Source organism: Corallococcus sp. AB018, from assembly GCF_003986945.1.
Taxonomy (GTDB): domain Bacteria; phylum Myxococcota; class Myxococcia; order Myxococcales; family Myxococcaceae; genus Corallococcus; species Corallococcus exiguus.
This window is the reverse complement of sequence record NZ_RAWR01000027.1, coordinates 12635-26891: the sequence shown is the minus strand read 5'-3', so window position 1 is coordinate 26891 and position 14257 is coordinate 12635. Positions and strand designations below refer to the sequence as shown.

Below are 14257 nucleotides of genomic sequence, written 5' to 3'. Positions count from 1 at the left end.
GGGCCTTCTCGCCCGCGACCTCCTGCACGGCGACGGTGACGTCGAGCACGGACGCGTGTCCGCGCAGCGCCGTTTCAATCTCGCCCGGCTCGATGCGGAAGCCGCGCACCTTCACCTGCTGGTCGATGCGGCCCAGGAACTCCAGGGCGCCGTCCGCGCGGAAGCGGACCTGGTCCCCGGTGCGGTACAGCCGCGCGCCCGGCACGGTGCTGAACGGATCCGGAATGAACTTCTCCGCCGTCAGCTCCGGCTGGTTCAGGTAGCCGTGCGCCAGGCCGTCGCCGCCCGCGAACAACTCGCCAGGGGCGCCCAGGGGCACGGGCTGCAGGGACGCGTTGAGGACATGCACGCGCGTGCCGTTGATGGGACGGCCGATGGGCACGGAGATGCCCAGCGCGCCCGCGTTCTCCACCGGGTAGCACGCGGTGAACGTCGTGTTCTCCGTGGGGCCGTAGCCGTTGATGACGCGGCAGCCGGGCAGCTGCTCCATCACGCGCAGCACGTGCGCGGGGGACAGCACGTCACCACCCGCCAGCAGCTGGCGCACGGGACGCAGGCCGTCCAGGTTGCCATCCACCATCTGGTGGAACAGACCGGCGGTGAGCCACAGGGTGCTCACGCCCTCGCGGTTGATGACCTCCCCCAGTTCGTCGAGGGTGGGCGCGCGCGGCGGGAACACGGCGAGCTTCGCGCCGTTGAGCATCGCGCCCCACAGCTCGAAGGTGGACGCGTCGAACGCGAGCGGCGCCAGCTGGAGGAACACGTCCTTCGACGACAGGCTCACCCACTCCGGACCGCACACCAGGCGCACCACGGCGCGGTGGGGCACGGACACGCCCTTGGGGCGACCCGTGGAGCCGGAGGTGTAGAGGACGTACAGCTCGTCCTCGCCGCTCGGCGCGGTGTCGAGGTTGGCGTCCGAACGCTTCGCGAGCGCGGCAGCGTCGTCATCCAGGCAGATCACCTGGAGCCACTGCGCGGGCAGCTCGTCCGCGATCGCGGAGACGCTGACGAGCGCGGACAGGCCCGCGTCCTCGATGAGCATCGAGAGGCGTTCGGTGGGGAAGCTGGGGTCGAGCGGCACGTACGCGCCGCCCGCCTTGGCGATGCCCAGCACCGCCACGACGAGGTCCAGCGAACGCTCCAGGGACACACCCACGCGCTTGCCGGGCCTGACGCCCAGGGCGCGCAGGTGGTGCGCGAGCTGGTTGGCGCGCGCGTTGAGCTGGCCGGCGGTGAGCGTCCCGCCCTCGAAGCTGACGGCGACCGCGTCCGGGGTGCGGGCGGCCTGCGCCTCGAAGACGCGCGACACGGGCTGGCCGTGCGGGTACGTCCGCGGGCGGTCGTTCCACGCGGCGAGCGTGTTGCGCTCATCCGGCGTGAGCAGCGGCAGCGTGCCGATGCGGAGCTCGGGGTCGTCCACGACGGCGCGCAGCAGCGACTCGAAGTGGGCGAACAGGCGCTCCACCGACGCGCGATCGAGCACGTCCGTGTTGTGCTCCACCGTGACGGTGAGCCCGCCCTGCCACGGGAACACGACGACGAGCAGGTCCCACTTCGCGGTCCCGTTCGTCTCCGCGTCCAGGAGGCTCAGCTCCAGGCCGGGGAGCTGGAGCGGCGGCAGCGGCGCGTTCTCCAGCACGAACTTCACGTTGAAGAGCTGGCCACCCGGCTCGCGCGGCGGCTTGAGCGCCTGCACCAGCGTGCCGAAGGGCAGGTCCTGGTGCTCGTAGGCGTCCAGGGTCCCCTTGCGCACGCGGTCCAGCAGCGAGCGGAAGGACAGGTCGCCCGACACCTGCGTGCGCAGGACAAGCTGGTTGGTGAAGAAGCCGACCAGGGACTCCAGCTCCTCGCGGGCGCGGTTCGCGATGTCCGTGCCCACGACGATGTCGTCCTGGCCGGTGCGGCGGTGCAGGAGCGCGTCGAACGCGGCGAGCAGCACCATGAACAGCGTAGCGCCCTCCCCTCGCCCCAGCGCTTCGATGCGGGACGTGAGGTCCGGGGACAGGTGGAAGCGGCGGCTGTCACCGTGGAAGCGGTCGCCCGCGGGACGCGGCGCGTCCGTGCGCAGCGCGATGCGGGGCGCTCCGGCGAGCTGCTTCTTCCACCAGGAGATCTGCTGCTCCAGCACGTCGCCGCTCAGCCACTGGCGGTGCCAGAGGGTGTAGTCCGCGTACTGCACGGGCAGCGCGGGCAGCGGCGAGGGCTCTCCGCGCGAGAACGAGGTGTAGAGCGCCTGGAGCTCGTTCATGAACACGCCCACGGCCCAGCCATCCACCACGATGTGGTGCATGGCGAGGCACAGCACGTGCTCGCGCGCGCTCAGCTTCAGGAGCTGGGCGCGCAGGAGCGGGCCCTGAACCAGGTCGAACGGCCGGGCGGCCTCCGCGTTCAGGTGCTTCCGGGCCTCGGCCTCCGCCTGGTCGGCGGGCAGCGAGGACAGGTCCACCACGGGCAGCACGAACGGCTTCGCCGGCAGGATGACCTGCACGGGCGCGCCGGACGCGTCCTGATGGAAGACGGTGCGCAGCGCATCGTGGCGCCGGACGATCTCCTCCAGGCCGCGGCGGAGCACGTCGACGTCCAGGTCGCCAGTCAAACGCGCCGCGCTGGGCACGTTGTAGATGGGCGTGCCCGGCGTGAGCTGCTCGAAGAGCCAGAGGCGCTCCTGATCGAACGACAGCGGCAGCGAGCCCTCACGCGACGCGGGCTTGAGCGGCGGCGTCTTGAACTTCCGCTCGGCGCCGGTGGCCTCGTCCACGCGGGCGGCCAGGGCGGCCACCGTCGGAGACTCGAAGAGCGCGCGCAGGGGCAGCTCCACCTGGAACTCGCCGCGCAGACGCGACACCAACTGCGTGGCCATCAGTGAGTGGCCGCCCAGTTCGAAGAACGAATCCTCCGCGCCCACGCGTTCCACGGTGAGCACGCGCGCGAAGAGGGCCGCCACGCGCGTTTCCGTCGACGTGCGCGGGGCCACGTAGGCATCCGGACGCGTGAGCGCACCCGTGGGGGCTGGCAGGGCCTTGCGGTCCACCTTGCCAGCGGGCGTCATCGGCAGTGCGTCCAGCACCACGAACGCCGACGGCACCATGTACTCCGGCACGCCGTCCTTCAGGTGCTTGCGCAGCGAGGCCGCGTCCACCGTCCGCTCCGGCTGCGGAACGACGTAGCCGACGAGCCGCTTGTCGCCCGGGACGTCCTCGCGCACCACGACCGCCGCCTCACGCACGTCCGAGTGGCGCAGCAGCACGGCCTCGATTTCACCCAGTTCGATGCGGAAGCCACGCACCTTCACCTGGTGGTCGATGCGGCCCAGGTATTCGAGCTCGCCCTCGGCCAGCCAGCGCACGCGGTCGCCGGTGCGGTACAGCCGCGCGCCGGGCTCCTGGCTGAACGGGTTGGGGACGAACTTCTCCGCCGTCATGTCCGGCCGGCCCTGGTAGCCGCGCGCCAGGCCTTCACCCGCGACGTACAGCTCGCCCGCGACACCCACGGGCACCGGATGGTGCAGGGCATCCAGCACGTACACCTGCACGTTCGCCAGCGGCTTGCCGATGGTCAGGCGCTCCGCCCGGACACCGCCGTGCGTAAGGGTCGCGCAGACCGTGGTCTCGGTGGGGCCGTACGCGTTGATCAGCGTCCTCCCCTGCCCCCACTTGCGAGCCATCTCCACGCTCAGCGCCTCACCGGCGGAGACGATGGTGGACAGCCCGTCCAGTCCGTCCGTGCTCAACTGCGCGAGCACCGACGGCGTCAGCGTCACGGTGGTGATGCGCTGCGACTTCAGCAGCGTGCGCAGCGGCTCATCCGGCAGCAGGCGGTCGCGAGGCGCGAGCACCAGCGTGGCCCCGGACACGAGCGTGCTGAACACCTCCCACACGCTGGCGTCGAAGCTGGACGCCGCGTACTGCAACGCGCGGCGGCCCGTACCCAGGCCCTTCGCCGCGGCGGCCTGCCGGGCGGTGTTGTTGAGGCCCCGGTGCGGCAGGAGCGTGCCCTTGGGGCGGCCCGTGGAGCCGGACGTGTAGATGACGTACGCCAGGGTGTCGGCGTTGGCGCTGGAGGCCGGAGCGGTCTCCGGCAGCGTCCGGAGGTGCGTCGCCTCCACGTCCATGCGCACGACGCGCAGGCCGTCGGAGGGCAGCTGCTGGCTCAGCGATTCCTGCGTCACCAGCACGGGCGCGCCGCTGTCCTCCAGCATGAAGGACAGGCGCTCACGCGGGTAGGACGGATCCAACGGCACGAAGGCGCCACCGGCCTTCTGGATGCCGAGCATCGCCACCGCCAGCTCCAGCGAACGCTCCACGCAGAGCGCCACGCGCACCTCGGGCCCGACGCCCAGCGTGCGCAGGTGGTGCGCCAGCTGGTTCGCCCGCGCGTCCAGCTGCGCGTACGTCAGCGAGGCATCCTCGAACACCAGCGCCTGCGAGTCCGGCGCGCGACGCACCTGGGCCTCGAAGAGCACCGGGAACGTCACGTCACCCGTGACGTCGCCGCGAGTGTCGTTCCACGCCACCAGCACCTGGTGACGCTCCTGCTCACCCATCAGCGCGAGCTGGGACAGCTTCGCCATGGGCCGCACCGCCACGGACTCCAGCAGCACCCGCAGGTGCTCCGTCATCCGCCGCGCCGTCGCCGCCGCGAACAGGTCCGTGTTGTACTCCAGCGTTCCTTCCAGCCCGCCCGCCGTCTCCGTCAGCGACAGCGTCAGGTCGAACTTCGCGGACTTCGCGTCAACTTCGTACGGCGACAGCTCCACGCCCGACAACTTCAGGTGCGGCAGCACGTCCTGCTGCAACGCGAACATCACCTGGAACAGCGGCGCGTGGCTCAGGCTGCGCTGCGGCTGGAGTTCTTCCACCAGCTTCTCGAACGGCACGTCCTGGTGCGCGTACGCGCCCAGCGTCGTCTCACGCACCTGCTTCAGCACCTGCTGGAAGCTCGGGTTGCCCGCCAGCTTCGTGCGCAGCACCAGCGTGTTGACGAAGAAGCCGATGAGGCCCTCCGTCTCCGCCTGCGTGCGGCCCGCGATGGGCGAGCCCACCGAGATGTCGTCCTGCCCGCTGTAGCGAGACAGCAGCACCTGGAACGCCGCCAGGAGCAGCTGGTACGGCGTGACGCCTTCCTGCTTCGCCAGCGCGTTCAGCGTGCGGCTCAGGTCCACGCCCAGCTTCACCGGCACCGTCGCGCCGCGGTACGTCTGCACCGCGGGACGCGCGAAGTCCGTGGGCAGCTCCAGCACCGCGGGCGCTCCGGACAGCTGCTGCTTCCAGTAGCCGACCTGCTTCTCCAGCACCCCGCCCAGCAGCCACTCCCGCTGCCATTGCGCGAAGTCCGCGTACTGCACCGCCAGCTCCGGCAGCGGCGACTTCTGGTTGAGGACCTGGGCCTCGTAGAGCGCGGCGACCTCACGCACGAGCACGCCCATGGACCAGCCGTCGGAGACGATGTGGTGCATCGTCACCAGCAGCACGTGCTTCGCTTCTCCCAGCTTCAGCAGCTTCGCGCGGAAGAGCGGACCCGTGCCCAGATCGAACGGGCGCGCGGCTTCTTCCTCCGCCAGCCGCCGCGCTTCCGTGTCCTGTGCACCGGAGACATCCACCACCGGCAGCTCGAAGACCTTCGCCGGGTGGATGACCTGCACCGCCTGACCGTTCTCATCGCGGAAGGTCGTGCGCAGCGACTCATGCCGGCGGACGATCTCTTCCAGGGCCCGCCGCATGGCTTCCACATGCAGCGCGCCCTCCAGCTTCACACCGCCCGCCACGTTGTAGAAGGCGCTGCCCTGCTCCAGCTGGTCCAGGAACCACAGACGCTGCTGCGCGAACGACAGCGACTCCGTGGCGCTCCGGGGCCGAGGCGTGATCGCCGGGGCCTTGGACGCATCACGGCCTGACACGGCCGTATCCACGAACGCCGCGAGCGAAGCCACCGTGCTCAGCTCGAAGAGCGAACGCAGCGGGACCTCGGCGCCGAAGGCCGTGCGCAGCCGGGAGACCAGCTGCATCGCCAGCAGCGAGTGTCCGCCCAGTTCGAAGAACGAGTCCTCCGCGCCCACGCGCTCCACGCGCAGCAGCTGCGCGAAGATCGTCGCGACCTGCTCTTCCGTCGCAGTGCGCGGAGCCACGTACTGGCCCTGCGCCACCTGGGCCTCCGGAACCGGCAGCGACTTGCGGTCCACCTTCCCGTTCGGATTCAGAGGCAGTGCGCTCAACACCACGAACGCCGACGGCACCATGTACTCCGGCAGCCGCGCCTTCAGACCCTTGCGCAGCTCCGCCACGTCCAGGGACGCACCCGCCACGTACGCCACCAGGCGCCTGTCGCCGGGCACGTCCTCGCGCACCATCACCACGGACTCGCGCACGCCGGGCTGCGTGGACAGCACCGACTCCACTTCGCCCAGTTCGATGCGGAAGCCACGCACCTTCACCTGGAAGTCGATGCGGCCCAGGTACTCCAGCTCGCCATTCGGCAACCAGCGGATGCGGTCGCCCGTGCGGTACATCCGCGCGCCGGGCTCCTGGCTGAAGGGGTTGGGGACGTACCTCTCCGCCGTCAGAGCAGGCTTCGCCAGGTAGCCTCGCGAGAGGCCCGCACCCGCGATGTACAACTCGCCCGGCACGCCCTGCGGTACCGGACGCAGCCACGCATCCAGCACGTACCCCCGCGAGCCCGTCAGGAGACGGCCAACGGTCGGCTCCCGCGTCGCGCCCTTCTCCACTCGCAAGTACGTCGAGTACGTCGTGTCTTCCGTCGGGCCGTAGAAGTTGTAGACGGCCTCCACGTTCTTCAGCCCGTACACCGCCTGCGCCAGCCGGTTCAGCAACGGCTCACCGGCGAGGTTCACCGTGCGCACCGTCTCCGGAACGCCTTGGCTGCGCAGCAACTCCGCCATCGCGGAGGGCACGGTGTTCACCAGCGTCACCCGGCTCGCGTCCTTCATCGTCGGGAGCGCCAGCGCGTTCTCCGCGACGATGACGGAACCACCGATGCTCAGCGGCGCGAAGACTTCAAACACTGAGATGTCGAAGTTCAGCGACGTCGACGCCAACATGCCCGACAGCTGTTGCGGCGTGAAGAACGTCGTCGCCCAGTGCAGGAAGGCCACCACGCTGCGCTGCTCGATGGCCACGCCCTTCGGACGGCCCGTCGAACCCGACGTGTACAGCACGTACGCCAGATTCCTCACGCCCGTGCGCGCATCGACGCGCGAAGCAGGGTTCTTGGAGATGTTCTCCCAATCGGTATCCAGGAACACGTTGCGCGCCGAGTGCGCGGGGAGCACGCCCAGCAACTTCTGCTGCGTCAGCACCACCGTCGCCTGCGCGTCCTCCAACATCCAGCCCAGGCGATCCTGCGGGTACGCCGGATCCAACGGCACGTAGGCGCCGCCTGCCTTCAGCACGCCCAGCAGCGCCACCACCATCCGTGCGGAGCGCTCCAGGCTCACGCCCACCAGCATGTCCGGGCCCACGCCCATGCCACGCAGGTGATGCGCCAGCTGGTTCGACTGCGCCTCCAGCTGCGCGTACGTCAGCACCTGTCCGTCGAAGTAGACGGCCGCCGCATCCGGCGTGCGCGCAACCTGCGCCTCGAAGAGCGCCTGCATCGTCCCGGTCACCGGAGCCGGCAGGTCCGTCCCCGACACGTCCAGCAGCAGCGACTGCTTCTCCTGCGCGCCCATCAGCGACAGGTCGAACACCTTCGCCATGGGCCGCACCGCCACGGACTCCAGCAGCACGCGCAGGTGCTCCGTCATCCGCCGCGCCGTCGCCGCCGTGAACAGGTCCGAGTTGTACTCGAGCGTCCCTTCCAGTCCGCCCGCGGTCTCCGTGAGGAAGAGCGTCAGGTCGAACTTCGCCGTCTTCGACTCCACTTCGTACGGCGACAGCTCCATGCCCGACAGCTTCAGGTGCGGCAGCACGTCCTGCTGCAACGCGAACATCACCTGGAACAGCGGCGCATGGCTCAGGCTGCGCTGCGGCTGCAGCTCTTCCACCAGCTTCTCGAACGGCACGTCCTGGTGCGCGTACGCGCCCAGCGTCGTCTCGCGCACCTGCTTCAGGAGCTGCTGGAAGCTCGGGTTGCCTGAAAGCTTCGTGCGCAACACCAGCGTGTTGACGAAGAAGCCGATGAGGCCCTCCGTCTCCGCCTGCGTGCGGCCCGCGATGGGCGAGCCCACCGAGATGTCGTCCTGGCCCGTGTACCGCGCCAACAGCACCTGGAATGCCGCCAGCAGCAACTGGTACGGCGTGACGCCTTCCTGCTTCGCCAGCGCATTCAGCGAGCGGCTCAGGTCAGCGCCCAGCTTCACCGGCACCGTCGCGCCGCGGTACGTCTGCACCGCCGGACGCGCGAAGTCCGTCTGCAGCTCCAACATCGCCGGAGCCCCTGCCAGCTGCTGCTTCCAGTAACCGACCTGCTTCTCCAGCACTCCGCCCAGCAGCCACTCCCGCTGCCACTGCGCGAAGTCCGCGTACTGCACCGCCAGCTCCGGCAGCGGCATGGCGCGGCCCTGCGAGTGCGCCTCGTAGAGCGCAGCCATCTCGCGCACGAGGACGCCCAGCGACCAGCCGTCGGAGACGATGTGGTGCATCGACACCAGCAGTACGTGCTTCGCTTCTCCCAGCTTCAGCAACTGAGCGCGGAAGAGCGGACCCGTGCCCAGATCGAACGGACGCACGGCCTCTTCGTTCACCCGGCGCTGAATCTCTGCCTCACCCGCGACCGACAGATCCACCACGGGCAGGTCCATCCGGACCGCTGCGTGGATGATCTGCACCGCTTGACCGTTGTCCTCGCGGAAGGTCGTGCGCAGCGACTCGTGCCGCGCGACGATCTCCTGGAGCGTCAGGCGCAGGGCCTCCACGTCCAGCGCGCCATCCAGACGCACCGCGCCCGGCACGTTGTAGAGCGCGCTCCCCTGCTCCAACCGGTCCAGGAACCACAGGCGATGCTGCGCGAACGACAGCGGCAGCACGCCCTCACGCGACACCCGCTTCAGCGGCGGCAGGTTCGCGGCTTCCGCCTGCTGCTTCTTCCCGTCGACGAACGACGCGAGCGAGGCCACCGAGTTCAGCTCGAAGAGCGAACGCAGCGGGACCTCGACGCCGAAGGCCGTGCGCAGCCGGGAGACCAGCTGCATCGCCAGCAGCGAGTGTCCGCCCAGTTCGAAGAACGAGTCCTCCGCGCCCACGCGCTCCACGCGCAGCAACTGCGCGAAGAGCGTCGCGACCTGCTCTTCCGTCGCCGTGCGCGGTGCGACGTACTGGCTCCGCGACTGGGCCTCCGGCACCGGCAGCGCCTTGCGGTCCACCTTCCCGTTCGGATTCAGAGGCAGCGCGTTCAGCACCACGAACGCCGACGGCACCATGTACTCCGGCAGCCGCGCCTTCAGGCCCTTGCGCAGCTCCGCCACGTCCAGGGACACACCCGCCACGTACGCCACCAGGCGCTTGTCGCCGGGCACGTCCTCACGCACCACCACCACCGACTCACGCACGCCGGGCTGCGACGCCAGGGCCGACTCCACCTCGCCCAGTTCGATGCGGAAGCCACGCACCTTCACCTGGAAGTCGATGCGGCCCAGGTACTCCAGCTCGCCCGTCGCCAGCCACCGCACGCGGTCACCTGTGCGGTACATCCGCGCGCCCGCGTCGGTGCTGAACGGGTTCGGCACGAAACGCTCCGCCGTCAGCGAAGGCTTCGCCAGGTAGCCGCGCGCGAGGCCCGCGCCCGCGATGTACAGCTCGCCCGGCACGCCCTGCGGCACTGGACGCAGCCACGCGTCCAGCACGTACGCCCGCGAGCCCGTCAGCGGACGGCCAATCGTCGGCTCACGCGCGGCACCCTTCTCCACCCGCGAGTACGTCGAATACGTCGTGTCTTCCGTCGGGCCGTAGAGGTTGTAGACGCCCTCGACGTTCTTCAGTCCGTACAGCGGCTGCGCCAGCCGGTTCAGCAGCGGCTCGCCCGCGAGGTTCACCGTGCGCACCGACTCCGGCACGCCCTGGCTGCGCAGCAACTCCGCCATCGCGGAGGGCACCGTGTTCACCAGCGTCACGCGGCCCGCGTCCTTCAGCGTCGGCAACGCCAGCGCGTTCTCCGCGACGATGGCGGCACCACCGCAGATCAACGGCGCGAAGACTTCGAACACCGACAGGTCGAAGTTCAGCGACGTCGCCGCCAGCACACCCGCCAGCTGCTGCGAAGTGAAAGCCGCCGTCGCCCAGTGCAGGAAGGCCACCACGCTGCGCTGCTCGATGGCCACGCCCTTCGGACGGCCCGTGGAGCCCGACGTGTACAGCACGTACGCCAGGTTCCCCACGCCCGTGCTCGTCGCGACAGGCGTGGTCGGCTGCCGCGCGATCACGGCCCAATCCGTGTCCACGCAGACGGCCTTCGCGGAGTGCTCAGGCAGCACGCCCAGCAGCTTCTGCTGCGTCAGCAGCACCGTCGCCTGCGCGTCCTCCAGCATCCAGCCCAGACGATCCTGCGGGTACGCCGGATCCAGCGGCACGTACGCGCCGCCCGCCTTCAGCACGCCCAGCAGAGCCACCACCATCCGTGCGGAGCGCTCCAGGCTCACGCCCACCAGCATGTCCGGGCCCACGCCCATGCCACGCAGGTGGTGCGCCAGCTGATTCGCCTGCGCATCCAGCTGCGCGTACGTCAGCACCTCACCATCGAAGTGGACCGCGGGCGCATCCGGCGTGCGCGCGACCTGCGCCTCGAACAGGGCCTGCATCGTCCCGCGCACCGGGACCGACAGGTCCGTCCCCGACACGTCCCTCAGCAGCGTCTGCTTCTCCTGCGCTCCCATCAGCGACAGGTCGGACAGCTTCGCGCCCGGATCCGTGAGCAGCGACTCCAGCAGCACCCGCAGGTGCTCCATCATCCGCCGCGCCGTCGCCGCAGCGAACAGGTCCGTGTTGTACTCAAGCGTCCCGTCCAGCCCGCCCGCCGTCTCCGTCAGGTAGAGCGTCAGGTCGAACTTCGCCGTCTTCGACTCCACGTCGTACGGCGACAGCTCCACGCCCGGCAGACGGAAGTGCGGCAGCACGTCCTGCTGCAACACGAACATCACCTGGAACAGCGGCGCGTGGCTGAGGCTGCGCTGCGGCTGGAGTTCCTCCACCAGCTTCTCGAACGGCACGTCCTGGTGCGCGTACGCACCCAGCGTCGTCTGCTTCACCTGGGCCAGCAGTGCGCGGAAGGACGGATTGCCCTCCAGCTTCGTGCGCAGCACCAGCGTGTTGACGAAGAAGCCGATGAGGCCCTCCGTCTCCGCACGCGTGCGGCCCGTGATGGGCGAACCCACCGAGATGTCGTCCTGCCCCGAGTAGCGCCCCAGCAGCACCTGGAACGCCGTCAGCAGCAGCATGTACGGCGTGACGCCTTCCTGCTTCGCCAGCGCGCCCAGCGCCTTGCTCAGCTCCGCGCCCAGCTTCACTGGCACTGTCGCGCCGCGGTACGTCTGCGCCGCCGGACGCGCGAAGTCCGTGGGCAGCTCCAGCAGCGCGGGCGCTCCGGACAGCCGCTGCTTCCAGTAGCCGACCTGCTTCTCCAACACGCCGCCCAGCAGCCACTCGCGCTGCCACTGCGCGAAGTCCGCGTACTGCACCTTCAGCGCCGGCAGCGGAGAACCCCGCCCGCCACGGAACGCGTCGTAGAGCGCGGCGACTTCACGCACGAGCACGCCCATGGACCAGCCGTCGGAGACGATGTGGTGCATCGTCACCAGCAACACGTGCTTCGCTTCACCCAGCTTGAGCAACCGCGCGCGCACCAGCGGACCCGCGCCCAGGTCGAACGGGCGCCCGGCCTCTTCATCCACGCACCGCCGCGCCTCCTCCTCGCGCGACGCCTCCGGGAAGCCCGTCAGGTCCACCACCGGCAGCTCGAAGGCCTTCGCCGGGTGGATGAGCTGCACCGCCTCGCCGTTCTCCTCGCGGAACGTCGTGCGCAGCGACTCGTGCCGGCGGACGATCTCCTCCAGGCCCCGGCGCATCGCCTCCGCGTCCAGCGCGCCGTCCAGCCGCACCGCGCCCGGGATGCTGTAGAGCGCGCTGCCCTGCTCCAGCCGGTCCAGGAACCACAGGCGCTGCTGCGCGAACGACAGCGGCTGCGTGGCGCCACGCGGCCGAGGCGCGAGCACCGCCGCCTTCGGCTCCTGCTTCGACGCCGTGATGCGCTTCGCCAGATCCACCAGGCTCGGACCCTGGAGCAGCAGCTCCATGGGCAGCGCGATCCCCAGCCCCTTCTCCACCGCGTGCGCCAGCTCCACCGCGCTCAGCGAATCCAGGCCGTAGCGCGTGATGGGCTCACGCACATCCACCGTCTTCGCCGGCATCTTCAGCTGCTCCGCCACGCGCTCCACCAGCCACGTCAGCGTGCCCCGCGCGGCCTCCGGCACATCCTCGCGCACCGGCGCCGCGGCGGGCTCCGAGGCCTCGGCGGCATCCGACTCCTCCGCCTCCTCGAACCCCGGCTCGCGCCACACCAGCACCGTGCGCAGCTCGTCCGCGAGGAACTGCGCCTTGCTCGCGTGCCGCTGGATCTTCCCGCTGGAGGTCTTCGGGATGCTGCCGGGCTCGATCAGCGCCACGGCGTGCACCTGCACCTCGTGCCGCTCGGCGACGCGCTGGCGGATCTCCTTCACCGCCGCCTCCGCCATGTCCACCTGCTTGCGCAGGTTGCCCGCCTTGCGCAGGTCGATCTCCTGCACCACCACCAGGCGCTCCTCGCCCGCCACCTCCAGCGACACCGCCGCGACGCTGCCAGCGCGCAGCGCGGGGTGGCTCTCCTCCACCGTCTGCTCGATGTCCTGCGGGTAGTGGTTGCGGCCCCGGATGATGATCAGGTCCTTGGCCCGTCCGGTGACGTACAGCTCGCCGTCCCGCATGAAGCCCAGGTCGCCGGTGCGCAGGAACGGGCCTTCGTCCGTGCCCTTCACTCGCGCATGGAACGCCTCCGCCGTCGCCTCCGGCTTGTTCCAGTAGCCCAGCGCCACGCTGGGGCCGCGCACCCAGATTTCACCCACGCCGCCGGGCGCGCACGCCTCGCGCGTCTGGGGATCCACGATGGCCACGGGGTGTCCCGGCCGCTCATCGCCGCAGCCCACCAGGACGCGCGCCTCCGGCTTCGCCGCGTCCACCAGCACCGCCCGGCGCTGCTCCAACGCCGGAGCATCCAGCGCGCAGCGCACCGGCGGCGCCTCCACGCGCCCGCCCGACACCAGCAGCGTCGCCTCCGCCAGGCCGTAGCACGGGAAGAAGAACTCACGCTTGAAGCCGTGCGGCCCGAAGGCCTGCTCGAAGCGATCCAGCGTCGCCGGACGGATGGGCTCCGCGCCGGTGAACGCCACCCGCCACGAGCTCAGGTCCAACGACTGACGCTCCTCCGCCGGGATGCGCCGGATGCACAGGTCGAACGCGAAGTTCGGCCCGCCGCTGATGGTGGCCTTGTAGCGGGTGATGGCCTCCAGCCACACGCGCGGGTTCTTGAGCATCGTCATCGGCGACATCAGCGCCGCGTGGAACGTCGCGTACAGCGGCGTGAGGATGCCGCCGATGAGCCCCATGTCGTGGTACGGCGGCAGCCAGATGACGGCCGAGCTGCTGGGGCCCAACTCGAACGCGTCGGTGATCAGCGCCAGGTTGTGAGCCAGGTTGCCGTGGCTCAGCATCACGCCCTTGGGCGAGCCCGTGGATCCCGACGTGTACTGGAGGAACGCCAGCGTCGACGCGTCCACCGCCGGCGGCGTCCACTCCAATTCCCCACCGGCCGGAATCTCGTCCGTCCCCACCCAGTGCAGCGAGCGCAGGTCCGGCGCCTGCTCGAAGACGAACTCCGTCATGGACAGGATGCCGGACGTGGTGAGCACCACCGTCGCGTTCGCGTCCTGGATGATCGCGCGCAGGCGCGGCAGCGTCCGCTCCAGCCGCATCGGATCCGGCGGATACGCCGGCACCGCGATGAGCCCCGCGTAGAGGCACCCGAAGAACCCCGCCACGTACTCCAGCCCGGGCGGGTACAGCAGCATCACGCGCTCGCCCGGCTTCGCCACCTTCCGCAGCGCCACCGCGATCCGCCGCGCCCGCGCATCCAGCCCCGCGTAGCTCAGCGCTCCGTCTTCCTGCCCCGCGTCGTCCAGGAACGTGTACAGCGGCTGATCGGGCCGTGATTCAGCCCGGCTCCGCAGGATTTCGACGAGAGTGGAATGCGAGGGCGTCAGCTCAGGGGAACGCGGCAA

General features: G+C 70.3%; 1 protein-coding gene (only partly in view). It reads right to left on the bottom strand.

The window, feature by feature from the left end; translation table 11 throughout:
• A protein-coding gene (locus D7Y11_RS08595) for a non-ribosomal peptide synthase/polyketide synthase (protein ID WP_158641908.1) crosses the window boundary here: on the bottom strand, window positions 1-14257 show its beginning. 17243 nt of this gene lie to the left of the window's left edge; the window shows 14257 of its 31500 coding nt (coding positions 1-14257); the start codon lies at window positions 14255-14257; its stop codon lies off the left edge, out of view.